The sequence below is a fragment of the Tsukamurella sputi genome (assembly GCF_007858445.1).
Lineage (GTDB): Bacteria > Actinomycetota > Actinomycetes > Mycobacteriales > Mycobacteriaceae > Tsukamurella > Tsukamurella sputi.
Genome location: NZ_VIGV01000008.1, coordinates 110,901 through 135,111, shown reverse-complemented (window position 1 = coordinate 135,111; position 24,211 = coordinate 110,901). Strand labels below are relative to the sequence as shown.

The 24,211-nt window shown below is 70.9% G+C and carries 20 protein-coding genes; 12 read left to right on the top strand and 8 right to left on the bottom strand.

From position 1 onward, the window contains the following. Positions 1–7: 7 nt before the first annotated feature. On the bottom strand, positions 8–877 hold the full coding sequence (locus FK268_RS19380) for an exodeoxyribonuclease III (protein ID WP_146437033.1): 870 nt from the start codon (positions 875–877) through the stop codon (positions 8–10). Between the two features lie 60 nt (positions 878–937). On the opposite strand from FK268_RS19380, the gene FK268_RS19375 reads away from it, so the two are divergent. After that, positions 938–1,756: a phytoene/squalene synthase family protein gene (locus tag FK268_RS19375; protein ID WP_146437031.1), complete on the top strand. Its 819-nt coding sequence runs from the start codon at positions 938–940 to the stop codon at positions 1,754–1,756. Between the two features lie 22 nt (positions 1,757–1,778). After that, entirely contained in the window at positions 1,779–1,907 is a 129-nt protein-coding gene (locus FK268_RS25240) for a hypothetical protein (RefSeq protein WP_269434237.1), read from the top strand. A 204-nt stretch (positions 1,908–2,111) separates the two neighbouring features. On the opposite strand, the gene FK268_RS19370 is transcribed toward FK268_RS25240, so the two are convergent. The 5 genes from FK268_RS19370 to crtI all read right to left on the bottom strand — a co-directional run bounded on the left by FK268_RS19370 (position 2,112) and on the right by crtI (position 7,575). Continuing rightward, positions 2,112–2,984, bottom strand: coding sequence for an alpha/beta fold hydrolase (locus tag FK268_RS19370; protein WP_146437030.1), 873 nt, complete (start codon positions 2,982–2,984; stop codon positions 2,112–2,114). Continuing rightward, positions 2,981–3,877, bottom strand: a complete 897-nt coding sequence (locus FK268_RS19365) for an alpha/beta fold hydrolase (protein ID WP_146437028.1) — start codon at positions 3,875–3,877, stop codon at positions 2,981–2,983. Before FK268_RS19365 ends, FK268_RS19370 begins: the two co-directional genes overlap by 4 nt. Before the next feature lie 10 nt (positions 3,878–3,887). Next, entirely contained in the window at positions 3,888–5,024 is a 1,137-nt protein-coding gene (locus FK268_RS19360) for a PDR/VanB family oxidoreductase (protein WP_146437026.1), read from the bottom strand. After that, positions 5,021–5,917 (bottom strand): metal-dependent hydrolase, encoded by an 897-nt coding sequence (locus FK268_RS19355; protein WP_146437025.1) that lies wholly within the window; start codon positions 5,915–5,917, stop codon positions 5,021–5,023. The genes FK268_RS19360 and FK268_RS19355 overlap by 4 nt, the downstream gene beginning before the upstream one ends. 209 nt (positions 5,918–6,126) lie before the next feature. Further along, positions 6,127–7,575: a phytoene desaturase family protein gene (gene crtI / locus FK268_RS19350; RefSeq protein ID WP_146437023.1), complete on the bottom strand. Its 1,449-nt coding sequence runs from the start codon at positions 7,573–7,575 to the stop codon at positions 6,127–6,129. A gap of 68 nt (positions 7,576–7,643) precedes the next feature. Between crtI and FK268_RS19345 the strand changes: the two genes are divergently transcribed. Together FK268_RS19345 and lon are read left to right on the top strand one after the other, a co-directional pair. Then, positions 7,644–9,662, top strand: a complete 2,019-nt coding sequence (locus FK268_RS19345) for a heavy metal translocating P-type ATPase (RefSeq protein WP_146437021.1) — start codon at positions 7,644–7,646, stop codon at positions 9,660–9,662. Positions 9,663–9,751: 89 nt separating this feature from the next. Continuing rightward, positions 9,752–12,082 carry an endopeptidase La gene (gene lon, locus FK268_RS19340; protein ID WP_146437020.1) on the top strand — a complete coding sequence of 777 codons (2,331 nt, stop codon included), beginning with the start codon at positions 9,752–9,754 and terminating at the stop codon, positions 12,080–12,082. 53 nt (positions 12,083–12,135) lie between these two features. Here lon and FK268_RS19335 read toward each other — a convergent pair whose 3' ends face one another. Beyond that, a complete protein-coding gene (locus tag FK268_RS19335; RefSeq protein ID WP_146437018.1) occupies positions 12,136–12,450 on the bottom strand; it encodes a hypothetical protein in 315 nt (104 codons plus the stop codon). 294 nt (positions 12,451–12,744) lie between these two features. Here FK268_RS19335 and dnaK point away from each other — a divergent pair, with 294 nt between their 5' ends. From dnaK to FK268_RS19315, 4 genes are read left to right on the top strand one after another with little or no spacing between them, the layout of a single operon-like run. Next, complete coding sequence (gene dnaK / locus FK268_RS19330; protein ID WP_146437017.1) at positions 12,745–14,586, top strand: molecular chaperone DnaK; 1,842 nt, start codon at positions 12,745–12,747, stop codon at positions 14,584–14,586. After that, a complete protein-coding gene (grpE, locus tag FK268_RS19325; protein WP_146437015.1) occupies positions 14,586–15,182 on the top strand; it encodes a nucleotide exchange factor GrpE in 597 nt (198 codons plus the stop codon). The genes dnaK and grpE overlap by 1 nt, the downstream gene beginning before the upstream one ends. A gap of 17 nt (positions 15,183–15,199) precedes the next feature. Further along, complete coding sequence (dnaJ, locus tag FK268_RS19320) at positions 15,200–16,417, top strand: molecular chaperone DnaJ (protein ID WP_146437013.1); 1,218 nt, start codon at positions 15,200–15,202, stop codon at positions 16,415–16,417. After that, positions 16,414–16,809: a heat shock protein transcriptional repressor HspR gene (locus tag FK268_RS19315; protein ID WP_146437012.1), complete on the top strand. Its 396-nt coding sequence runs from the start codon at positions 16,414–16,416 to the stop codon at positions 16,807–16,809. Before dnaJ ends, FK268_RS19315 begins: the two co-directional genes overlap by 4 nt. Before the next feature lie 43 nt (positions 16,810–16,852). Here the strand turns inward: FK268_RS19315 and FK268_RS19310 are convergent, their stop codons facing one another. Further along, positions 16,853–18,001, bottom strand: a complete 1,149-nt coding sequence (locus tag FK268_RS19310) for an FAD-binding oxidoreductase (protein ID WP_158636164.1) — start codon at positions 17,999–18,001, stop codon at positions 16,853–16,855. A gap of 229 nt (positions 18,002–18,230) precedes the next feature. On the opposite strand from FK268_RS19310, the gene FK268_RS19305 reads away from it, so the two are divergent. The 4 genes from FK268_RS19305 to clpB all read left to right on the top strand — a co-directional run bounded on the left by FK268_RS19305 (position 18,231) and on the right by clpB (position 24,167). Further along, positions 18,231–19,043, top strand: coding sequence for an SGNH/GDSL hydrolase family protein (locus FK268_RS19305; RefSeq protein ID WP_158636163.1), 813 nt, complete (start codon positions 18,231–18,233; stop codon positions 19,041–19,043). A gap of 125 nt (positions 19,044–19,168) precedes the next feature. Continuing rightward, a complete protein-coding gene (locus FK268_RS19300; RefSeq protein ID WP_158636162.1) occupies positions 19,169–19,801 on the top strand; it encodes an SGNH/GDSL hydrolase family protein in 633 nt (210 codons plus the stop codon). A 95-nt stretch (positions 19,802–19,896) separates the two neighbouring features. After that, the gene (locus tag FK268_RS19295) at positions 19,897–21,486 is read left to right on the top strand and encodes an amidase family protein (RefSeq protein WP_146437007.1); all 1,590 of its coding nucleotides are present in this window, start codon (positions 19,897–19,899) and stop codon (positions 21,484–21,486) included. Positions 21,487–21,614: 128 nt separating this feature from the next. Further along, positions 21,615–24,167, top strand: a complete 2,553-nt coding sequence (clpB, locus tag FK268_RS19290) for an ATP-dependent chaperone ClpB (protein WP_146437005.1) — start codon at positions 21,615–21,617, stop codon at positions 24,165–24,167. The last annotated feature ends 44 nt before the right edge of the window (positions 24,168–24,211 follow it).

Sequence of the window (24,211 nt, the reverse complement as noted above, 5' to 3'; positions counted from 1 at the left end):
GCGGTGGTCAATCCTTGGCCTGCGGCAGCTTCGCGCCCCGGGGGCTGACCCGCCCGGCCGACGGTGGCGGCACCATCGGCCCGATGTCCCCGTCGGGCGCGGTATCGATGTCGAGCATCACGGGGGCGTGGTCCGACGGTCCCTTGCCCTTGCGGGCCTGCCGGTCGATCCACGCGGCCGCGGTCCGGTCGGCGACCGTGGCGCTGGCCAGGATCAGGTCGATCCGCATGCCGAGGTTCTTGTTGAACATGCCGGCGCGGTAATCCCAGTAGGAGAACACCTGCTCGTCCGGCCAGTGCTCGCGCACCACGTCCCGCAGGCCGAGCTCCGCGAGTGCCGCGATCGCCGCACGCTCCGGGGCGGTCACGTGGGTGTGGCCGACGAAGGCCGCAGGATCGAAGACGTCCTCGTCGGTGGGGGCGATGTTCATGTCGCCGCAGACCAGCTGGGGCACGGTGTCGGCCTTCACCTGCGCGGCGAGGGCGGCGAGCCACTCGAGCTTGTAGTCGTAGTGGTCCGAGCCCACCTCGCGGCCGTTGGGCGTGTAGAGGGAGTGCACACGGATCCCGTCGCAGACGGCCGAGATCGCGCGCCCCTCGACGATGCCGTCGTACTCCGGCGCGCCCGGGATCCCGACCACCACGTTCTCCAGGCCGACCTTCGACAGCACCGCCGAGCCGTTCCACTGCGGCTGGCCCGCGGTGGCGAACTCGTAGCCGCGTTCGGTGAGGTCCGGGCCGATCAGCGTGGCGAAGGCGTCGTCCGTCATCTTCAGTTCCTGCAGGCAGACGACGTCCGGCTGCCGCTGATCCAGCCATTCGAGCAGTCGGCCGTGCCGCTGCTTGACCGAGTTCACATTCCACGTGGCGACGCGCATGGCCCCCACGGTATCGGGGTGCCCTGACAGGTCCGCCGACGCGGTCGGGAGACTGGGGGTATGGATTCGAGCGAGCGATACCTGCACGCGGCGGTCGCGGCCTCCGCGGTCGTGATCCGCGAGTACTCGACGTCGTTCTCGCTGGCCGCGCGCCTCATGCCGCGGCGCGTGCGGGACCACATCACGTCGATCTACGGGTTGGTGCGCGTGGCCGACGAGGTCGTCGACGGTGCCTGCCCCACCGATCCGCGGGCGCACCTCGACGCTCTCGAAGCGGCCGTCGAGCGGGCGATGGAGGAGGGCTTCAGCGCGAACCTCGTGGTGCACGCCTACGCCTGCACCGCCCGGGCCACGGGCTTCGGAACGGAGCTGACCAGGCCCTTCTTCGCGTCCATGCGGGCCGACCTCACACCCGCGCCGCACACGCCGGAATCGCTGGCGGAGTACATCCACGGCTCCGCGGAGGTCGTCGGCCTCATGTGCCTGCGCGCCTACCTGGTGGGGGTCGCGCCGTCGGACTACGAGCGGCTGGCGCCCGACGCCCTGCGTCTCGGCGCCGCCTTCCAGAAGGTCAACTTCCTGCGGGATCTCTCCGACGACGAGCTGCGCCTCGGTCGCGCCTACCTGCCCGAGCTCACGCAGCGCGCTTTCGACGATGCCCTCGACGACGCCGCTGCGGACCTCGCCGCCGGGCGGGCCGGTATCGCGCGGCTGCCGGGCGACGTCCGGCGTGGGGTGCGTGTCGCCGCCGACCTCTACGTCGAGCTCCTTCGTCGCCTGCGCGCCGCCGGGCTCGACGGTGCGCGGTCCGGCCGCGTCCGCGTCCCCTCCGCGACGAAGGCGGCCGTGATCGCCCGCTCGCTCTCGAGCTCCCGATGATGCGGTAGTCGTCTGAAAAGCCATGCGCGCCCCGCATGCCTCCTGCGGGCTGGTGCGCGGGAACGACGTCGGAGGCGTCTGGGTGATCGTCGGAATCATGCTCGCAGTCGTCGGTTTCGCCGCTGCGCTCGGAGCCGCGCCCGCCCGCTGAGCCGCCGCGATCCCGCTTCCCGCTAGCAGTTCCGACTCCTCATAGCGTTGCAACGTTATGAAGAATCGGAACTGATCGGTGGACTGCGGTCCGGTGGGAACTCAGGGGCGTTCCCGCCAAGTGCGTCGCGGAGAGCAGCCCGCACCGGCGCACCGAATGCGTCTGCCCCGCCCGCTATGTCCGTGCCGCCGGCGGCGGTCGCCCCTACTGCGACGCGGCCTTCGGCGACGCGGCAACGGGATTGCGCTGCAGGAACGACGTGAGCAGCGCGGCGAACTCGCGGGTGCACTCAATCTGCGGCATGTGACCGACGCCCGGGATGAGGTGGGTCTCGGCGTGAGGCATCAGTTTCCGCGCGTTGTCCAGCTGCGAGGGCGGGAGCACGCGGTCGGCATCGCCCCACAGCACCATCGTCGGGCGCGGCGTCTTCGCGATGGTCCGGTGCAGCTCGTCGCGCCAGTCCTGGCGCACGCCGCGGAGCACGGAGCCCAGCGAATCGGCGGTCTTCCACGCGGTGAGGCCGGCGTCGGTCTCGCGGGCGATGGCCATCGCGTGGTCGATGCGGGCGCGGGTCGCGAAGGACTTGTCGGCGAAGATCAGTCGCTCCTGCACGATGGCGCCCGGGCGGCTCGCGGTGGTCGCGATCAGCTTGCCCAGCACCGGGATCCCCAGCAGGCGCAGCAGCGGAGTCACCTCCTTGCCGAACCCTGCCGGATCGACGAGCGTCATCGACGCGACCAGCTCCGGGCGCTGCGCCAGGAGCGTCATCGCGACGGCGCCACCGAGTGAATTGCCTGCCACATGGACGGGCTCGGTGATCGACAGCGAATCCAGTAGCTCGGCCACGCCACGGGCGAGGGCGGCGAGCCCCGCACCGTCGGGATGCGGCGCGGACCAGCCGTACCCGGACAGATCAGGCGCGATCAGCCAGTACTCGCCCTCGAGCGCCTCGAAGGTCGGGTCCCAGTCCTCCAGGCTGCGCGTGATGCCGTGCAGCAGAAGCAGGGTGGGCAGGGCCTCGTCACCGGAGACGCGCACGCGCACCCAGCGGCCGTTCACGGGAATGCTGCGGATCATCGATTGGCCTCGATCCACTCGAAGGTCGCCTCGGCCAGCGGCCCGGGGTTCTGCGCCACCACCCAGTGCCCGCCGGGCACGGAGACGTGTCGCGACTTCGGCGACTTCTCCAGGCCGGCCAGCTGCAGCGGCGGCGTCACGAACAGGTCGCCCTCGGGCGTGACCACCTGCACGGGCACCGACGTCGTCGCATCGGTCGGCTTGAGGAACGGCCCGGGCATGTTGGCGCGGTACAGGTTCAGGCCGTTGGTGAAGTCCCGGTCGCTGCGCGTGTAGCCCTCGGCCGTCCTACCGCCGGTGCCGCGCTTCTCCAGCGTCTCGATCAACTTCTGGCCCCAGCCGCGCTTGTAGAGCGAATCGGCCAGTCCCGGAACGAGGAAGAACGGGATGTACGTCGAGCCGGCGGCCTGGCGCAGTCGCGCGGGCACGTCCTTCGCGCTGCGCACGCCCTGCAGGTACTCGCCCGCGTGGTTGAGGTTCGGCCCGGACACCGATGTGTACGAGGCGGTCTTGTCCGCCACCGCGGGATCCACGACGGCGTGCCAGCCCTGGATCGAACCCCAGTCGTGACCGATCAGGTGCACCTTCGACCTATCGCCGCTGACCTCGCGCACCGCGTCGATCACGCGCGAGACGTCGGAGATGAGGCGGTCGAACCGGTACCCGGCCTTACCCGCCGGCGCCTCCGACTCGCCCGCGCCGCGCACGTCGTAGGTGTAGACGTTCGCCCGGCCTTCGAGCGCGGCGGCGACGCCGTCCCAGACGTGGTGGTTGTCGGGGTAGCCGTGGATCGCGAGCACCGTCGGGCGCGCCGCGTCGTGGGTGCCGTAGCGGAATCCCGCCAGGGTCAGGCCGTCCGACGTGGTCACGTCGAACCGGTGCTGATCAGTCATTGTGTGCGCCTTACAGATCGATGGTGAGGTGGTCGCCGGCAGCGCGCGAGACGCAGGTCAGCATCTGCCCCTGCTCCCGCTCGAAGGGCGTCAGGGTCCGGTCCCGGTGGTCGACGGTGCCCTCGGTCACCGTCATCCGGCAGGTACCGCAGAAGCCCTGCTTGCACGAGTACGGGGCGTCCGGCCGGGCCTTGAGGATCGCGGCCAGCAGGGTCTCGTCGGCGGCCACGTCCAGGGTCTGTCCGGACGTCGCGAGGGTGGCGGTGAAGGGCTTCCCGTCGACCACCGGCGGCGCGGAGAAGCGCTCGTAGTGCAACTCGACGTCGGTGCGGCCGATCAGGCCCACGCGCAGCGATTCCAGCATCGGGATGGGGCCGCAGGCGTACAGCGCCGTGGGGCCGGGGGTTTCGCCGATGAGCACGTCCGCGGTGGGGATGCCGTGCTCGTCGTCGGTGCGCACCTCGACCTTGTCGCCGAACCGCGCCACCTCGGAGATGAACGGAATGGTGTCCGTGGAGCGCCCGGTGTAGAGCATCGACCAGCTCAGGCCGAGTCGTTCCGCCGCGATCATCATCGGCAGGATCGGCGTGATGCCGATGCCGCCGGCGACGAACCGCAGGTGCTCCGCGGAGGAGCCGTGGCCGGGCACGGCCATCGGCATGCCGTTGCGCGGTCCCTTGACCGTCACCGTCGAACCGACGTGCAGGGTCTCGTGCACCTCAACGGAACCGCCTCCGCCACCGGGGATCCGGCGTACCGCGATGCGGTAGGTCTCGGAGTCCGCCGGGTCGCCGCACAGTGAGTACTCGCGCATGCGCCCCGAGGGCAGCAGGAGGTCGAGGTGCGCGCCGGGCGTCCAGCGGGGGAGCGGGGTGTCGTCGGCGGAGACGAATGTCAGTGCGACGACGTCCTTGTCGTGCGCGACGATCTCCCGCGAGACGACCCGCAGATCCCGGCTGGTGCTGGGCTCCGCGAGGTTCCGTGGCTTCATCAGATGCGCGAACGCCGGGATGGTCACGCCGAAGAAGGCATTGGCGAAGCGCAGCAGCGGATCACGCTTCCACCGTCCGTACAGATGGGGCGGTACCTCCGTGACGGGCTCGCCCCAGGGGCGGAAGACCGACGGTGCCTTGCGCTCGCCCGTCATCCGTTCGCCGCCCGGGCGGCCGGCGACGTGGCGAGGTAGGCCACGGCCTGCGCCGTCGAGCCGATCGAGGCCGGATCGAAGTTCGGCTTGAAGTAGATGAGCGTGAATTTCACGACGTCCCGGAGCTTGGGCAGCAGGTTCTTGTGCGAGGCCTTGAGGTACTCCCACCACAGGCGCGGGTACGAGTAGCTGAAGTTCGGATCCTTGCGGAGCAGGAAACCCGACGACCGGTGCAGCGTGAGCCCGAGGAAGAAGACCACCGTGAGCATCGCGCGCACGCGGTGCAGGTAGCTCGGATCGAAGTAGTTCGCCACGTCGTGCGCGACCGAACGGTGCTCGACCTCCTCCGCGCCGTGCCAGCGACAGATGTCGGCCATCACGGGGTGCACGTCGTAGCGGTCCCAGGCGTTGTTCAGCGCGAAGACGCCCAGGATCGCGGTGTAGTGCTCGACGGCCGCGATGAGCCACAGGCGCTGCACCATGTCGTTGTACTGCGCGCGGTCGGAGCGATAGGTCCTGGGCGCGAGGATCTTGCGGAAGATGTACTCGAACTGCCGCGCGACGGGGGCGGTGTCGATCCCGCAGCGCTGCAGGTACTCGGAGAGGGCGCGGTCGTGCGATTCGGCGTGCATCGCCTCCTGGCCGATGAAGCCGCGCATCGTGCGGGCGAGGTTCTCGTCCTTCACGTAGGGCAGTGCCTCGGTGTAGACCTCGCAGAACCAGCGCTCACCCTCGGGGAGCACGGAATGCAGGATGCTGCTGATGATGTCGCTGGCCACGGGCTCGCCGGGGATCCATTCGAGCGGCACGTTCTCCCAGTCGAACTCCACGTTCCGGGCGTGGATCTCGACCTCCGCGGGCTCGTGCTGCTGAGCTGATGTGCGCGAACTCATCGTCCGACTCCTTCCGCGGGTGTCTTGACATTCAACACCCTCGTGTCAAGTGAACGCTACACGTGGTGAGAGCGCTCGGCACGGAACCTATCACTTTCCTGCACCGGTGCAGAACCTCTCCAGGGTCCACTGTGATGGCGCTAACGAACACTCCGATGGTTGTCGATGAACCGGCGCGGACGGGTCCGACCGTCTCTGTCGTACCGGCTTCACGAGGCGCTGAGGGCCTCCGCGGCGAGGCGGCCGGAAAGGAGTGCGGGTGGCACACCGACGCCGGGGTGCGTCATCGAGCCCGCGAGCACGGCGTTGGCGATGCCGGGCACGCGCTGCGGCCGGCGCAGCGGCCCCGTCTGGGTCAGCGTGTGCGCCGCGGCGAACGGGGTGCCCGCCGACATGCCCTGCCGCGCCCAGTCCGCGGGGGTGTCCACCCGCAGCGTCTCGGCGTCGGCGATCCCGCGGTAGCCGCGGTCCGCGAGGGTCTGCAGCACGTCGCGCACGTAGTCGGGGCCGATCGAGTCCCAGTCGAGCGGGGCGGATTCCAGGTTCGGGCACGGCGCGAGCACGGAGACGGGGGAGTCCTCGCCGGTCGTCACCGACGGGCGCGTGATCAGGAACGACGGGTCGCTCATCAGTCGGCCGCGCCCCCGTGTCGCGGTGATCTCCGCGAAGGTCCGCTCCCACGCGGCGCCGAAGTCCAGCGTGTGGTGCGCCTGCGTGGGCCAGTGCTCCTGCAGGTCCGGATCCACGTCGAGGTGCACGACGACCGCCGACGGCGAGAGTCGCACGCGCCGCGGCGCGCGGCCGCCCAGGGGTGCGATCAGCCGGTCCGTGATCGGGGCGTCGGCGGTGAGCACCACCCCGTCGAACGCGAGCTGCCGCACGCCGGCCGCCGAGCGGGCCCGGAGTCCGGTCACCCGGCCGCGTCGGCCGTCGAGGCCGAGCGCCTCGTGCTCGAGGAGGACGGTGCCGCCGGCCCGCTCGACCTGTCGCGCCATGACCTCCGCGACGCGGCCCATCCCCGCCCGCGGGTACCAGACGCCCAGGCCGACATCCATGTGCGAGATGACGGCGTACACCGCGCGGGCCGCCGACGGCGCCACCCCGGCGTAGAGCGCCTGGAAGGTGAGCATGCGGCGGGCGCGCGGGTCGTCGACGCGGCGGTCCACCTGATGCTGCATCGACCGCAGAGCACCGAGGCGCACGAGCCGGCCGAGCGCGGCCAGGTCGCGCGGATTCGCGTAGGAGGCCCACGCGGCGTCGCCGCCGATGAACCGCTCGTAGGCGGCGTCGAACATCGCCTCCTGCCAGCGCATGTGCTCGGTGACGGTGAGGTCGTCGGGCACGTGCAGCACTCCGGCCGCGTGACCCTCGAGCGCGGGGAACCGCCCCGCGTACGCGGGCGTCACGGGCAGGAGGTCCAGCTCGGCCTCGGCGCCGGGCCGGTCGAGGCCGCCCGCAGCGAGGGCGTCGAAGACCAGCTCGGGCATCGTCAGCACGCTGGCGCCCGGATCCACGAGGCGCCCGCGGACCGTCTCCGTCCCCGCGCGTCCCCCGACCTGCGAGGACCGCTCCACGACGGTGACGCGATGACCCGCCCCGAGCAGATGCAGCGCCGCCGACAGCCCGGACAGCCCCGCCCCGATGATTCCGATGTGCACGGGACGAGTCTAGGAAGTCCTGGCATCCATATATTGCAATGTATGCATATGTGACATACGCTCAGGCCATGAGCGCAGAACACGACCACGAGTCCGGCCACTCGGCGCGGTGGGAGATCGGCTTCGCCATCGCCTCGGGCGTCACCTACACCGCGGGCATGATCGCCGAGTACGCACTGGAACTGCCCGACGTCGGCACCGCCTTCTTCCTCGCCACCTACTTCTTCGGCGGTTTCTTCACCATCCGCTCCGCCGTCAAGTCGACGCTGGCCGGCAAATTCGAGGTCGACTTCCTCATGCTGGTCGCGGCGATCGGCGCCGCCTCGATCGGCCGCTTCGCCGAGGGTGCGGTACTGCTCTTCCTCTTCAGCCTCGGCCACGCGCTGGAGGAGTTCGCGCTGGCCAGGGCGTCGAAATCCATCGAGGCCCTCGCCGGTCTCGCGCCCCGCACCGCGCTGGTGCACGTCGGCGGACCGTCGACCACCGCGGGCGAGTTCGTCGACCGGCAGGTGGAGGACGTGGTCGTCGGAGACCTCGTGCTGATCCGCCCCAACGCGCGCGTCAGCTCCGACGGCGTGGTCGTCGACGGCCGGTCCGCGATCGACCAGAGCGCCGTCACGGGCGAGTCGATGCCGGTCGAGAAGGAGCCGCTCGACCCCACTCGCACCGGTCGCGTCGCCGACGAGAACAAGGTCTTCGCGGGCACGGTCAACGGCTCCGGCGCGCTGGTCGTGCAGGTCACGGCGCTGGCGAAGGACTCGACGCTGAGCAAGGTCGTCGAGCTCGTCGCGTCCACCGACCAGGCCAAGTCGCCCACGCAGCGCTTCCTCGACAGGTTCCAGCGGATCTACGTGCCCGCCGTGATCGCCTTCGTCCTCGGCGTCTTCCTGGTCGGCTACTTCGCGCTGGGCAACCCCTTCGACGACGCCTTCTACCTCGCGATGGCGGTCCTCGTCGCCGCGAGCCCCTGCGCGCTCGCGCTCGCCACGCCGTCGGCCGTGCTGGCGGGTGTGGCCCGCGCGGCCCGCGCCGGCGTGCTCGTCAAGGGCGGTGCCCCGCTCGAGACACTGGGCCGCGTCACGTCGATCGCCTTCGACAAGACCGGCACCCTGACCTGGGGTGAGCCGCGGGTGACCGACACCGTCGCCGCCCCGGGGGCCGAGCTCGACGAGCTCCTCGCGACCACGCTCGCCGTCGAGAAGCTCTCCGACCACCCCCTCGCGGCCGCGGTCGCCGAGGCCGTCGCCGCGCGCACATCGACCGTGCTCACCGCCTCCGACCTGCAGTCCGTCACCGGCCGCGGCGTCCGCGCCCTGGTCGACGGGGACAGCGTCGAGATCGGCAACGAGCGGCTCTTCACCGACGCCGGTATCGCCCTCGACGGGGCCGTCGCCGCCGACGTCGAGCGGCTGCAGGCCGCGGGCCGCACGCTGATGATCGTGCGCCGCGGCGGCCGCTTCCTCGGCGTGATCGGCGTGATGGACACGCCCCGCCGGGAGGCCGGGCAGGTGCTCGACCGCCTGCGCGAGTCCGGCATGAACGACATCGTGATGATCTCCGGCGACCACCAGCAGGTGGCCGAGGCCGTGGGGCGCGAGGTCGGCGTCGACCGCGCGCTCGGCGGGCTGCTGCCCGAGGACAAGGTGACGCAGGTCCGCGGGCTGTCCGGCGCAGGGCAGGGCGTCCGACGGTGCGCCATGGTCGGCGACGGCGTCAACGACGCCCCCGCGATGGCGCAGGCCGACGTCGGCATCGCGATGGGCGCGGCCGGCTCCGCGGTCGCGCTGGAAACCGCCGACGTCGCGCTGATGAGCGACGACCTGGGCCGGCTGCCCTTCGCGGTACGTCTGAGCCGGCAGACGAGCCGGATCATCCGGCAGAACCTCATCGCCGCGTTGGGCATCGTGGTCTTCCTGGTGATCGTCACCTTCCTCGGCATGCCGATGGGACCGGTGGTCTTCATCCACGAGGGCTCGACCCTCATCGTCGTCGCCAACGCGCTGCGCCTGCTGCGCTTCGAGGTCGGTAGGGAGCACGAGGGCGTGGAGCACGAGACGCGCCCGGAGCGCGAGCCCGCCGCGGCTTGAAATCCGCTGACGGCGAACGCCGATGCCCGGCCGGAACAACCCGGCCGGGCAACGGCGTTGAGCGGATCAGACTGAACTTGGGAGGCCCCATGTCTGAGCAGATCTCACTGCCCGTCCTCTTCGTCCCCGACCTCGTGGTGCTGCCCGGCATGGTCGTGCCCATCACGCTCGACGACGCCGCTCAGGCCGCGGTCGACGCCGGCCGCGCGAGCGACCGCGGCAAGCTCCTCATCGCCCCGCGGCTCGACGATCGCTACCCGACGCACGGCGTCGTCGCCTCGATCGTGCAGGTCGGGCGGGTGCCGGGACAGTCCGAATACGTCGCGGTGCTGCGCGGCGAGCAGCGCGCGCACATCGGCTCCGGCACCACCGGGCCGGGCGCGGCGCTGTGGGTCGAGGTCGACCTTGTCGACGAGACCGCCGCCACCGAGCGCACCCGCGAGCTCGCCGCCGAGTACAAGAAGGTCGTGCTCGCGATGCTCCAGCGCCGCGAGGCCTGGCAGGTCATCGACGCCGTCAACAAGCTCACCGATCCCGCCGCGCTGGCGGACACGTCGGGCTACTCGTCGTGGCTGACGAACGAGCAGAAGCGCACCCTCCTGGAGACCGGCGACGTCGACGCGCGGCTGCAGCAGCTCATCGACTGGACCGGCGAGCACCTCGCCGAGACCGAGGTCAGCGACAAGATCGCCTCCGACGTGCGCGACGGAATGGAGAAGCAGCAGAAGGAGTTCCTGCTCCGCCAGCAGCTGAACGCCATCCGCAAGGAACTCGGCGAGGACGAGCCCGACGGCGCCGACGACTACCGCTCGCGCGTCGAGGCGGCCGACCTGCCGGAGAAGGTCCTTCAGGCGGCGCTGCGTGAGGTGGGCAAGCTCGAGCGCGGCACCGACCAGAGCCCCGAAGCGGGCTGGATCCGCACCTGGCTCGACACCGTCCTCGACCTGCCGTGGAACGTCACGACCGAGGACTCTGACGACCTGCCCGGCGCGCGGGCGATCCTGGATGCCGATCACCACGGCCTCGACGACGTGAAGGACCGCATCGTCGAATACCTGGCCGTGCGGTCGCGACGGGCCCAGCGCGGCATGTCGCTGGTCGGCGGCCGCGGCTCGGGCGCCGTGATGGTGCTCGCCGGCCCTCCCGGTGTCGGCAAGACCTCGCTCGGGGAGTCCGTCGCGCGGGCGTTGGGCCGCAAGTTCGTTCGCGTCGCCCTGGGCGGCGTGCGCGACGAGGCGGAGATCCGCGGGCACCGTCGTACGTACGTGGGCGCGCTGCCCGGCCGCATCGTGCGCGCGATCGGCGAGGCGGGTTCGATGAACCCGGTGGTGCTGCTCGACGAGATCGACAAGGTGGGCTCCGACTACCGCGGCGACCCCGCGGCGGCGCTGCTCGAGGTCCTCGACCCCGCGCAGAACCACACCTTCCGCGACCACTACCTCGATCTCGATCTGGACCTGTCCGACGTGGTCTTCCTCGCGACGGCCAACGTGGTGGAGAACATCCCGTCGGCGCTGCTCGACCGCATGGAGCTGGTCACCCTCGACGGCTACACCGAGGACGACAAGGTCGCCATCGCCCGGGACTACCTCGTCCCGCGACAGCTCGAGAAGGCGGCGCTGACGCCCGACGAGGTGACGATCACCGACGAGGCCCTCCGCGAGATCGCCGCGAACTACACCCGCGAGCCGGGTGTGCGGCAGTTCGAGCGGCTGCTCGCCAAGGCGTTGCGCAAGGTCGCGGTCGAGCAGTCGTCCGGTGAGGCTGCCACCGTGGTGGGCGTCGACGACCTGCAGGGCTACCTGGGCCGGCCCCGATTCACCCCGGAGACGGCGGAGCGCACCGAGGTGCCCGGCGTGGCAACGGGTCTCGCGGTCACGGGTATGGGCGGCGACGTGCTGTTCATCGAGGCGCTGCACACCGCCGGCGAATCCGGCCCCGAGCTCAAGCTGACGGGCCAGCTGGGCGACGTCATGAAGGAGTCGGCGCAGATCGCGCTGTCGTACGTGCAGGCCCACTCCGCCGACTTCGGCATCGAACCGTCCGCGCTGAACGGCACGGTGCACATCCACTTCCCGGCCGGCGCGGTTCCGAAGGACGGTCCGTCGGCGGGCGTCACGATGGTCACCGCGCTGGTCTCCATGCTGGCGGGGCGGCGGGTGCGCAGCGATGTCGGCATGACCGGCGAGGTCACTCTGAACGGCCGGGTGCTGCCGATCGGCGGCGTCAAGCAGAAGCTGCTGGCCGCGCAGCGCAACGGCCTGAAGACGGTCTTCGTCCCGCAGCGCAACGAGCCCGACCTGGACGATGTCCCGGCAGAGGTCCTCGACGCGCTCGAGGTGAAGCCGACGGTCGACGTCGCCGAGATCGTCGCGCAGGCTCTGGAGCCGGTGTCGGAGGGCGTGCAGGCTGCGGCCTAGCAGGTTCGACGGTGCGGGCGGGTCGTTTCGGCGGCCCGCCCGCCGCCGTGTCTCTACAGGTAGATGTACGCGGCGATCGCGAGCACGATTCCGCAGAAGCCGCGGCACCTCCCGCGGCCGATCCCGAGACCGATCGCGGCGGCGATCGGAATGATCAGGGCCGAGACCGCGCAGACCGTCAGGATGGCGTCGACGTCGGGGTACTCCCGCGTGCCGTTCCTGGTGTCGAACTCCGATGCGGGATCGACCGGGAGGGAGCCGATCGCGAGCAGCAGGATCGCGAGCGCCGCGCCGATCACCCCCGCCGCGGTCCGGGCGAAGCCGACGCGGACGGCGTACCTGCGATCGGTGGGGGCGAGGCTGCTCATGCGTCCAGTCCACCGGCTTCCGCACCGCGACGGATCCGTGGAACTACTCGGACGACCCCGGGGATTTCCCGCGGACGGCGCACCGCCGGAACGTATGACCTGCGGCGATCCTAGTTGAGTCGACTTCGCTCAACTTTTTTCGAGAATCGGGAACATTCCTGACGGGTCGCCCGTTGGACATGACGTACTACTTGAGCGTGTCCCGCTCAATGGGGTAGAACTGAGGTGTTCGCCCCTTGAGTCGGGGGCGCTGAAGTCTGGATCAGTAGCAGAACTATCAGGAGGCATATCAATATGGGACGTGCAGTAGGCATCGACCTCGGCACCACCAACTCGTGCGTCGCTGTCCTCGAGGGCGGCGACCCGGTCGTGATCGCGAACGCCGAGGGCTCGCGCACCACCCCGTCGGTGGTGGCCTTCGCGCGTAACGGCGAGGTCCTGGTGGGTCAGCCCGCCAAGAACCAGGCCGTCACGAATGTCGACCGCACCATTCGCTCGGTCAAGCGTCACATCGGTACCGATTGGACGCAGTCGATCGACGACAAGAACTACACCTCGCAGGAGATCAGCGCCCGCACGCTGATGAAGCTGAAGCGCGACGCCGAGGCGTACCTGGGGGAGGACGTGACCGACGCGGTCATCACCGTCCCCGCGTACTTCAACGACGCGCAGCGCCAGGCCACCAAGGAGGCCGGCCAGATCGCGGGCCTGAACGTGCTCCGCATCGTCAACGAGCCCACCGCAGCCGCACTCGCGTACGGCCTGGACAAGGGCGAGAAGGAGCAGACCATCCTGGTCTTCGACCTCGGTGGCGGCACCTTCGACGTCTCGCTGCTGGAGATCGGCGACGGCGTCGTCGAGGTCCGCGCGACCTCGGGTGACAACAACCTCGGTGGTGACGACTGGGATCAGCGCATCGTCGACTGGCTGGTCGAGAAGTTCAAGGCGCAGCACGGCATCGACCTGACCAAGGACAAGATGGCCATGCAGCGTCTGCGCGAGGCCGCCGAGAAGGCGAAGATCGAGCTGAGCTCGGGCCAGAGCACGTCGATCAACCTGCCGTACATCACGGTGGACGCGGACAAGAACCCGCTCTTCCTCGATGAGAACCTGAGCCGCAGCGAGTTCCAGAAGATCACCAACGATCTGCTCGAGCGCACCCGCACCCCGTTCCAGGCGGTCATCAAGGACGCCGGGATCTCGGTCGGCGACATCGACCACGTCGTGCTCGTGGGTGGTTCCACTCGCATGCCCGCCGTGACCGAGCTGGTCAAGGAGCTCACCGGAGGCCAGGAGCCCAACAAGGGCGTCAACCCGGACGAGGTCGTCGCCGTCGGCGCCGCCCTGCAGGCCGGCGTGCTGCGCGGCGAGGTCAAGGACGTGCTGCTGCTCGACGTCACCCCGCTGTCCCTCGGCATCGAGACCAAGGGCGGCGTGATGACCAAGCTCATCGAGCGCAACACCACCATCCCCACCAAGCGGTCCGAGACCTTCACCACGGCGGACGACAACCAGCCGTCGGTGCAGATCCAGGTCTTCCAGGGCGAGCGTGAGATCGCTGCGCACAACAAGCTGCTCGGCAGCTTCGAGCTGACCGGCATCGCGCCGGCCCCGCGCGGCGTGCCGCAGATCGAGGTCACCTTCGACATCGACGCCAACGGCATCGTGCACGTGACCGCGAAGGACAAGGGCACCGGCAAGGAGAACACCATCAAGATCTCCGACGGCAGCGGGCTGTCGCAGGAGGAGATCGACCGGATGATCAAGGACGCCGAGGCCCACGCTTCGGAGGACAAGGCTCGTCGCGAGGAGGCGGAGACCCGCAACCAGGCCGAGTCGCTGGTCAACCAGACCGAGAAGTTCCTCAAGGAGAACGAGGACAAGGTCCCGGCCGAGAACAAGGAGAAGGTGGAGGCCGCCATCAAGGAGGCGAACGAGGCCCTGCAGGGCACCGACATCGCCGCCGTGAAGGCCGCCGTCGAGAAGCTCTCCACCGAGTCGCAGGCGCTGGGCCAGGCCATCTACGCCGCGGCCGGCGCTGAGGGCCAGGCCGACGGTGCCGCCGCCGGCGCGCAGCAGGACGACGGCGTCGTCGATGCCGAGGTCGTCGACGAGGATCCGAAGGACGCGAAGTAATGACGAGCCCCGACAACCCGGTGGAGCCGGACGAGGTGAGCCCGGAGTCGGAGGCCGTGGTGGATGAGTCCGCCACGGCCCCGGCCGGGCCGGACGACGCGGCTGCGGCCGGGCCGGACGACGCGGCGGAGGCCGTGGACGGGGCACCGTCGAGCAAGGAGGCGGAGCTCACCGCGGACCTGCAGCGCGTCTCGGCCGAGTTCGCCAACTACCGCAAGCGCACCGCGCGCGACGTGGTCGACGCCCGCGCCGCGGGCAAGGCCTTCGTGGTCGGTGAGCTGCTGGTCGTCTTGGACGATCTGGACCGGGCTCGCAGCCACGGCGATCTCGAGGCCGGGCCGCTGAAGTCCGTGTCCGACAAGCTCGACGGTGTGCTCAAGGCCCTGGGACTCGAGTCCTTCGGCGAGGAGGGCGACGAGTTCGATCCCGCCATCCACGAGGCCGTGCAGCATGAGGGCGACGGAGCCGATCCCGTTCTGGGAGCGGTCCTGCGCCAGGGGTACCGGATCGATGGCAAGGTGATCCGCAACGCGATGGTCGCCGTCACGGACCGTCCGGCGCAGTCGCAGGACGAGTCCGCGCAGGGCGAGTCATAGAAAGGAGGTGATGCCCAGTGGCACAGAGGGAATGGGTTGAACAGGACTTCTACAAGGAGCTGGGCGTCAGCTCCAGCGCGAGTGCCGACGAGATCAAGAAGGCCTACCGCAAGCTGGCCCGCGAGCTGCATCCGGACGCGAATCCGGGCAACACGCAGGCCGAGGAGCGGTTCAAGCGGGTCTCCGAGGCGCACGCCGTGCTCTCCGACCCGGCCAAGCGCAAGGAGTACGACGAGACGCGTCGCCTGTTCGGCAGCGGTCGATTCGGCTCCGGCGGCGCGGGCGGCGGTGGCTTCGGCTCCGGCGGTTTCGGCAACGCCGGTGGTGGCGCGGGCGGGTTCTCGTTCTCGGACATCTTCGACGGTGCTGCGGCCGGTAACGGTGGCGGCGGCTTCGGGGACATCTTCGAGGGCCTGTTCAACCGCGGTGGAGCGGGGCAGGGCCCCGGCCCGCAGCCCACGCGGCCGCGCCGGGGCAGTGATCTGGAGTCCGAGCTGACGCTCGGTTTCCGGGACGCGACCCTGGGGGTCACCACGCCGATCACGCTGACCTCGCCGTCGCCGTGCACCACCTGCCACGGCTCCGGCGCCAAGCCGGGCACCAGCCCGCGGGTGTGTCAGTCCTGCAACGGTTCCGGGCTCGTCAGCCGGAACCAGGGCGCGTTCAGCTTCTCCGAGCCGTGCCCGGACTGCCGCGGCACCGGATCGGTGATCGACGATCCCTGTGGGGACTGCAACGGCACCGGCGTCACCGTGCGCACCCGCACGGTGAACGTGAAGATCCCGCCCGGCGTCAAGGACGGCCAGCGCATCCGCCTGGCCGGCCAGGGGCAGGCCGGGATGCGCGGGGCGCCCTCGGGCGACCTGTTCGTCACGGTCCACGTCGACGCCGACGAGGTCTTCACCCGCAGCGGCGACGACCTGCTGGTCACGCTGCCCGTCAGCTTCTCGGAGCTGGCGCTCGGCGCCACCGTCACCGTCCCCACGCTGGGACAACCGGTGGGCGTGAAGATCCCGGCCGGCACCACGGACGGCCGTACCCTGCGGGTGCGCGGCCGTGGCGTGCCGAAGCGGGCGGGTGGCCACGGCGACCTGCTCGTGAAGGTCCAGGTCGCGGTGCCGTCCACGCTGGACGAGCGGGCACAGGAGGCGCTGCGCGCCTACGCCGAGGCCGAGCGGGCCGCGGGCTTCGATCCGCGGGGCGGCTGGGCCGGAAGTGGTGCGGTGCAGCGATGAACGGCGACCAGCAGTTCCCCGACGATCCGGACGCCCACGTGTTCATGATCTCGGTCGCTGCACAGCTCGCGGGGATGCATGCGCAGACCCTCCGCACGTACGACCGTCTCGGGCTCGTGACGCCCGAGCGGTCGGCGGGCGGGGGTCGGCGCTACTCCTCGCGCGACGTCGATCTGCTGCGCGAGGTGCAGCGGCTCTCGCAGGACGAGGGCGTGAACCTGGCCGGCATCAAGCGGATCATCGACCTCACCAATCAGGTCGATGCGCTGCAGCGGCGGGTCGAGGAGCTCACCGCACAGGTCGAGAGCGTGCGACGTACCGGCGGTGAGCTGGTGCACGTGCCGAAGTCCTCCGCGATGGTCGTCTGGCAGCCCCGGAGCCGTCGCCGCTGACGCCACGGCCGTTCCCGGCCCGAAGCGGCGGTCGGGCGCCCGGTCACAGCGGGTCGGTCACCACGTCCTCGGGGGCGGCACCCCGCGCGACCGCGGCCTCGCTCGCGGCGCGCAGCAGGCCCCGGGGCCCGGCGATCAGCACGCGATGTCCGGTCAGGTCCAGGCGGGACATCGCGTCGACCAGGGAGCCGTGCCGGAGCGGGAGCGCGCGGTAGGCCGTGGCGGGTCGCTTGAGCCACCACGGATCGCTCCGCGCGTCCGTCACCTGCGTCACCTTCAACCACGGATTCGTCGCCGCGAGCGGCGCCAAGGATTCCGAATCGTAGAGCAACCCCGGCGATCGCGCCCCCACCAGGAGGTGCACGTCGGGGTTGTTCGCGTTCATGGACATCGCCAGCAGGATCGACTTCATCGGCGCGAGGCCGGTACCGCCGGCGATCATCGTGACCGGACGGTCACCGTCGGGCCGCAGGAGCCCGTGGACCTGGCCGAACTGCCACACGTCGCCCGGGCGGGTCTCGCCGAAGACGGTGCTGGAGAGGTATCCGCCGGGAACGGCCCGGATGTGGAACTCCAGCTGACCCTGAGTGTTCGGCGGCATCGCGAGCGACAGTGGGCGCCACACGCGCGGCATCTGGGGGATCTGCGTCTCCACGTACTGGCCCGGCCGGAAGAGCAGCGGCTCGTCCGCGACGAGGCGCACCACCGACAGGCCGGGGTGCGGGCGCAGCACCTCCACGACGCGGGCCCGCCGACGCGCGGGCGTCGGATCCGAGTGGGCACCGCCCCGCATCACACCGGTCAGCAGCTGCACGCCCTGCTCGAGCACCGCGGCGTCCTCGTCGTCGAGCCCGCCGTGCGGCTCGTAGACGGCGTGGACCTCCGCGATGAGCGCCGCGGCCATGGTGTCGTAGTGCGCCTCGGTGAGGCCGTACTTGCGGTGATCGCGCCCGAGCTGCGCCAGGAACTCGATCAGGTCGTCGTGCCCGTCGGGCTGGGGGATCGAGGTGAAGACGTGATCGAGCACCCGCAGGAATGTGGCACGGTGGCCCGTCATGTTGGCGGGGAAGAGGTCGCGCAGCGACGGGTCCAACGCGAAGAGCCGTGCGAACAGCCCCTTGGTGAAGTCGTCCGCCACGGGCTCGATATCGGCTGCGATCTGCGCGAGACCGTGCCGTGCATGCGCACCCACTGCCGCTCTGCTCCCACCATGTTCGCCCTGCGATGACCGCTCCATCCTACGTCGCGTTGCGATGCCAGAATTCGGACGCGGAAACCGCGGGTCGGTGGGTCCGCCGGAGGCGGGGATCGAGTACATTCTCCCTGGATCCCGCGGTGCACTGCCGCGGGTTTCGTCCTGTGCATTCCGTGAGGACCGGATTGCCGTCCATGCTCCACTCGAACCGAGAGAGGTCCGCCGTATGGCCGCCTTGCGGAACAGTCGCCACCTGCGCAGACTCGGATACGGAATCGCCCTGGGGGCGGGCATCGCGTTCGCGCCGTTCGCGATCGCCGCGGCTTCGGCCGACCCCGGCGCCGCCCACAGCGGCGCGCAGCCCGGAGCGGCGATCGCCGTTCCCCACGTCCAGCAGGCCGTCGCGCCCCGGGCCGTCGTCGCGAAGCCCGTCGCGGCCAAGCCCGTCGCCCTGAAGCCGGCTGCGGTCACGCCCGCGGCGGCGCCGCAGCCCGCGCCCCGGAGCCGGGCCGCCGCGGACCGCGGGTCGGTCGTCGTGATCGGTGCGTCGGTCTCGTCCGGTCGCGCCGTCGCCGCATCGTCGGCGTACCCGCGTCAGGTGGGCGCCATGTCCGGACGCGACGTCTACGTCAGCGCCCGCAGCGGCGCCGGATACGCCGACGGCTCGATCGCGGGGCTGACGCAGGCCGCGAACCTGCCCGCGCGGAACCCGGCGCTGGTGGTGCTGCAGGCCGGGACAAACGACGTGGGCGCCCCGCCCGCGCTGGTCGCGGGACAGGTGCGACAGGTCGTCTCGACGGTGCGCCACCAGGCGCCCGACGCGAAGATCGCCGTCGTCACCGTCTTCCCGTCGATCCACAACGGTGCTGCGGCGCGGAACACGGACGCCGCGATCGTCGGTGCCGCGCGGTCGGTGGACCCGAACGTGGCCGTGATCTCCCCGCTCGCCGAGGGGTGGACCTACCGTGCGTCCGCGGACGGCCACCCCGGTGCGGCCGCGCACGAGCGGATCGCCGAGCGCGTCGCAGGCCTCGTCTGACAGGTTCTCGAACACGGAGCCCCCGCTTTCCGGCGGGGGCTCCGTCGTTTCCGGGGCAGGATCACGTCCTGTTGTCCACGTTGTGCAAGTTACGCAAGTGGCTGATGATGTGTCACGATGTCGCCATGAGCGTGTCGCGTTTGGGTGCAATGGCCGGAATCGGGGCCGCAGTGATCGCGTCGATGAGCGGCGCCTCCGCCGTCGCCGAGCCCGGTGTCGCGCCGCGGGCCGCGGTCGATCGATCGATCGTCGTCATCGGGGCGTCCATCTCCACCGGCTACGAGGTGCCCGGTGTCGTGGCCTACCCGCGGATGATCAGCGCCATCGAGCGCCGCTCGGTGTACGTCAGCGCCCGTGGCGGCGCCGGATACGCGGACGGTTCCATCGCGGGCCTGACGCGGGCCGCGCGGCTGACCGACTACGACCCGGCGCTCGTCGTCGTACAGGCCGGATCGAACGACGTCGGCGCATCGCCGGCGGTGATCGACGCGCAGGTGCGGCAGGTCGTCACCACCGTCCGCTCGCAGGCGCCCCACGCCAAGATCGCGCTGATCACGGTGTTCCCGACGGTCCGCGGGAGCGGCCCCGACGCGCGGGCGACGGAGGCCGCCATCGTCGGCGCCGCCCGGGCGGTGGATCCGTCGGTGTCCGTCATCTCCCCGCTCGGCGAGGGCTGGGTCTACGGATCCAGCAGCGACGGGCATCCCGACGCGGCGACCCATCAGAAGCTCGCCGAGCGCGTCGCCGCCCTCGCCTGAGCGGGGCCTCCGCTTGCCGGAGTAGTGCCTGCACCACCCCGAAGACGGGTGCGCGCGTCAGGGTGGCGGGCCTGTCGGCCGCATACGGTCATCGGGTGAAGCTCTGCTGGCGGCGCCCTGCCGCGGTCCTGGTCGCGACGACGACGATCCTCTCGGTTCCGGCTCTGACACGCGCCGAGCCCTTGTCGACGACAGCCGTCGCCGAACTCCTCGAACGCTCGACCATCCCCGATCTCCAGCGCGCGATGGATGCCCGGCGGCTGACCTCGTGGGACCTCACGCGTGCGCTCCAGGCCAGGATCGCCCGCGTCGACCCGAGCCTGCACGCGGTGATCCGGACGAATCCCGACGCGCTGCGCGCGGCCGAAGCCAGCGACGCGCGGCGTCGCTCGGGCGGGGTGCGCGGTCCCCTCGACGGCATCCCGGTCCTGCTCAAGGACAACATGGACACGGCGGACGGGATGCGCACCACCGCCGGATCGACCGCCCTCGAGGGCGCGCGCCCCGCTCGCGACGCGCACGTCGTGGCCGCGCTCCGCAGCGCGGGCGCCGTGGTCCTCGGCAAGACCAACCTCTCCGTCTGGTCCAACTTCCGCAGCTCGGAGGCGATCGCCGGGTGGAGCCCCGTCGGGGGTCGGACCCGCAACCCTTACGCGCTCGACCGCAGCGCCTGCGGATCGTCGAGCGGCGCGGCCGCGGCGGTGGCGGCGGGCCTCGCGGTGGTAGCGATCGGCACCGACACCGACGGATCGGTGCTGTGCCCGGCGTCCATGACCTCGACCGTCGGGATCCGGCCGACGGTGGGCGTCGTGAGCCGGGCCGGGATCGTGCCGATCACGGCGCAGCAGGACACGCCCGGACCGATCGCGCGGTCCGTCATCGACGCCGCGATCACCTTGCGGGCCGTCGCCGGGCCGGATGCGGCCGACCGCGCCACGGCATCGTCGGCGCAGGTGCCGATCCCGACGGACCTGCGCGCCGACGGCCTGCGCGGCAAGCGGATCGGGCTGTGGCGGACCGGGCGGGTCGGCCTCGATCCCGCGGTGGACCGCGCCTTCGAGGATGCGGTGCGCAGGCTCCGCGCCGCAGGTGCCGTCGTGGTCGACGATGCCGACGTCCCCGCGATCGACGAGGTGGTGGCCAAGGACCTGGTGCCGGCGCTCATGACGGAGTTCAAACACGACATCGCCGCGTACCTCGCCGCGACGCCGGGCACGCATCCGCGCGATCTCGCCGGGCTGATCGCCTTCGGGCGTGAGCACGCCCGGGTCGAGCTGCCCCTGTTCGGGCAGGACCTCTTCGAGGCGGCGCAGGCGTCCGACGGGGACCTCTCGGCGCCCGCCTATCGCGCCCACCGAGCCGCGGCGACGGCCGCCGCGCGCCGCGCGATCGACGAGGTGGTGGGTCGACTGCGGTTGGACGCCGTCGTGACGCCGACCGCCGAGGCGGCGCCCCGCGTCGACCGGCAGGGCCCGCCCGCGCAGCCCTTCACCTCGTCGACCCGGCAGAGTTCCACGGCCGGCTACCCGCAGGTCACGGTGCCGGCCGGCTACGACCCGGACGGTCTTCCGCTCGGTCTGTCCTTCCTGGGCGGACGTGGTTCCGACGCCGAGCTGGTGCGGTACGCAGCCGCCCTGGAGCAGGTCGAGAAAGTCCGTCGGGCACCCGTCGTGGCTGTGGGGTGAGTCACGTCGGAACCTCGGGTTGAGCGGAACAGACTCAAGGTTCTGCGCGTTGAGGAACACAGAGGGCATACTTGAGTGAAGAAGGCTCAGGGTGCACGACGTGTTCGAGACGACCCAGGAGGATGTACGTGGATTCGTTCCAGCCCACCACCAAGACGCAGGCCGCGCTGACCTCGGCTCTGCAGGCGGCGTCCGCAGCGGGTAACCCGGAGATCTCTCCGGCGCACCTGCTGGTGGCGCTGCTCGACCAGACCGACGGGATCGCCGCGCCGCTGCTCAAGGCGGTCGGAGTGGATCCCGTCACCGTGCGCAACCGCGCACAGGACCTGGTGGATCGCCAGCCCAAGGCCAGCGGTTCCACCACCACGCCGCAGCTGAGTCGCGAGTCCATCGCGTCGATCAGCGAGGCGCAGAAGCTCGCGACCGAGATGGGCGACCAGTTCGTCTCCACCGAGCACGTGCTCTACGGGCTGGCCAAGGCCGGCGGCGAGGCCGCACAGGTCCTCGTCTCCGCCGGGGCCGCGCCCGACGCGATCCGCGAGGCCTTCACCGCCGTGCGCGGCTCCGCGAAGGTCACCTCGCAGGATCCCGAGGGCCAGTACCAGGCTCTCGAGAAGTACTCGACCGACCTCACCGCGCGGGCCCGCGAGGGCAAGCTCGACCCGGTCATCGGGCGCGACAACGAGATCCGTCGCGTCGTGCAGGTCCTGAGCCGCCGCACCAAGAACAACCCGGTGCTCATCGGCGAGCCCGGCGTCGGCAAGACCGCCATCGTCGAGGGCCTGGCCCAGCGCGTGGTCACGGGCGACGTGCCCGAGTCGCTGCGCGACAAGACCGTGATCTCGCTCGATCTCGGTTCGATGGTGGCGGGCGCCAAGTACCGCGGCGAGTTCGAGGAGCGGCTCAAGGCCGTGCTCGACGAGATCAAGGCCAGCTCCGGCCAGATCATCACCTTCATCGACGAGCTGCACACCATCGTGGGCGCCGGCGCCACCGGCGACTCGGCGATGGACGCGGGCAACATGATCAAGCCGATGCTGGCCCGTGGTGAGCTGCGACTCGTGGGCGCCACCACGCTCGACGAGTACCGCCAGTACATCGAGAAGGACGCCGCGCTCGAGCGCCGCTTCCAGCAGGTGCTGGTGGGCGAGCCGAGCGTGGAGGACACCGTCGGCATCCTCCGCGGCCTCAAGGAGCGGTACGAGGTGCACCACGGCGTGCGCATCACCGACTCCGCGCTGGTCGCCGCCGCCTCGCTCTCGGACCGTTACATCACGTCGCGCTTCCTGCCGGACAAGGCGATCGACCTCGTCGACGAGGCCGCCTCGCGCCTGCGGATGGAGATCGACTCGCGCCCCGAGGAGATCGACGCCGAGGAGCGCCTGGTCCGTCGCCTCGAGATCGAGGAGATGGCGCTGTCCAAGGAGTCCGACGCCGCGTCGAAGGACCGCCTGGAGAAGCTGCGCGGTGAGCTCGCCGATCACAAGGAGAAGCTGGCGCAGCTGACCTCCCGCTGGCAGAACGAGAAGGGCGCCATCGATTCGGTGCGCTCCCTCAAGGAGCAGCTGGAGACGCTCAAGGGTGAGTCGGAGCGCGCCGAGCGCGACGGTGACCTCGGCCGCGCGGCGGAGCTGCGCTACGGCCAGATCCCCGCGCTGGAGAAGCAGCTCGACGAGGCCGTGGCCACGTCGGGCGCCGCCTCCGACGGCGAGGTCATGCTCAAGGAGGAGGTCGGCCCCGATGACGTGGCCGATGTGGTCTCCGCCTGGACCGGCGTTCCCGCCGGCCGCATGCTCGAGGGCGAGACGGCGAAGCTGCTGCGCATGGAGTCGGAGATCGGCAAGCGCGTCATCGGCCAGACCGCGGCCGTCGAGGCCGTCTCGGATGCGGTGCGCCGCACCCGCGCCGGCGTCGCGGACCCGAACCGGCCCACCGGCTCGTTCCTGTTCCTCGGCCCCACCGGCGTGGGCAAGACGGAGCTGGCGAAGGGTCTCGCGGAGTTCCTCTTCGACGACGAGCGCGCCATGGTGCGCATCGACATGTCCGAGTACGGCGAGAAGCACTCCGTCGCACGGCTCGTCGGCGCGCCTCCCGGCTACGTCGGCTACGAGGCCGGCGGCCAGCTGACCGAGGCCGTGCGGCGCCGCCCCTACACGGTGGTGCTCTTCGACGAGGTCGAGAAGGCGCACCCGGACGTCTTCGACGTGCTGCTTCAGGTGCTCGACGAGGGCCGGCTCACCGACGGTCAGGGCCGCACCGTGGACTTCCGCAACACGATCCTGATCCTCACGTCGAACCTCGGCGCGGGCGGCACGCCCGAGCAGGTGATGGCCGCCGTGCGCGCGAAGTTCAAGCCGGAGTTCATCAACCGGCTCGACGACGTGCTGATCTTCGACTCCCTGAGCTCCGATCAGCTCACCGGCATCGTCGACATCCAGCTGGATCAGCTGCGCAAGCGGCTGAGCCAGCGCCGCCTCGGGCTCGAGGTCTCCGACGAGGCCAAGGGATGGCTCGCGGAGCGCGGTTTCGACCCGCTCTACGGCGCCCGGCCGCTGCGCCGCCTGGTGCAGCAGGCCATCGGCGATCAGCTCGCCAAGGCGCTGCTCGCGGGCGACGTCCGCGACGGCGACACGGTGCAGGTGAGCCTCTCGCCCGACGGCGACCGGCTGATCATCGCCTGATCCACGTGCGCACAGGCCCCGTCCTCCCCTGGAGGGCGGGGCCT

Excerpts from the sequence above, each read along its gene's own strand:
- FK268_RS19380 (WP_146437033.1), bottom strand. The coding sequence starts at position 877 with ATGCGCGTCGCCACGTGGAATGTGAACTCGGTCAAGCAGCGGCACGGC.
- FK268_RS19375 (WP_146437031.1), top strand. The coding sequence starts at position 938 with ATGGATTCGAGCGAGCGATACCTGCACGCGGCGGTCGCGGCCTCCGCG.
- FK268_RS25240 (WP_269434237.1), top strand. The coding sequence starts at position 1,779 with ATGCGCGCCCCGCATGCCTCCTGCGGGCTGGTGCGCGGGAACGACGTC.
- FK268_RS19370 (WP_146437030.1), bottom strand. The coding sequence starts at position 2,984 with ATGATCCGCAGCATTCCCGTGAACGGCCGCTGGGTGCGCGTGCGCGTC.
- FK268_RS19365 (WP_146437028.1), bottom strand. The coding sequence starts at position 3,877 with ATGACTGATCAGCACCGGTTCGACGTGACCACGTCGGACGGCCTGACC.
- FK268_RS19360 (WP_146437026.1), bottom strand. The coding sequence starts at position 5,024 with ATGACGGGCGAGCGCAAGGCACCGTCGGTCTTCCGCCCCTGGGGCGAG.
- FK268_RS19355 (WP_146437025.1), bottom strand. The coding sequence starts at position 5,917 with ATGAGTTCGCGCACATCAGCTCAGCAGCACGAGCCCGCGGAGGTCGAG.
- FK268_RS19345 (WP_146437021.1), top strand. The coding sequence starts at position 7,644 with ATGAGCGCAGAACACGACCACGAGTCCGGCCACTCGGCGCGGTGGGAG.
- lon (WP_146437020.1), top strand. The coding sequence starts at position 9,752 with ATGTCTGAGCAGATCTCACTGCCCGTCCTCTTCGTCCCCGACCTCGTG.
- FK268_RS19335 (WP_146437018.1), bottom strand. The coding sequence starts at position 12,450 with ATGAGCAGCCTCGCCCCCACCGATCGCAGGTACGCCGTCCGCGTCGGC.
- dnaK (WP_146437017.1), top strand. The coding sequence starts at position 12,745 with ATGGGACGTGCAGTAGGCATCGACCTCGGCACCACCAACTCGTGCGTC.
- grpE (WP_146437015.1), top strand. The coding sequence starts at position 14,586 with ATGACGAGCCCCGACAACCCGGTGGAGCCGGACGAGGTGAGCCCGGAG.
- FK268_RS19315 (WP_146437012.1), top strand. The coding sequence starts at position 16,414 with ATGAACGGCGACCAGCAGTTCCCCGACGATCCGGACGCCCACGTGTTC.
- FK268_RS19305 (WP_158636163.1), top strand. The coding sequence starts at position 18,231 with ATGGCCGCCTTGCGGAACAGTCGCCACCTGCGCAGACTCGGATACGGA.
- FK268_RS19300 (WP_158636162.1), top strand. The coding sequence starts at position 19,169 with ATGAGCGTGTCGCGTTTGGGTGCAATGGCCGGAATCGGGGCCGCAGTG.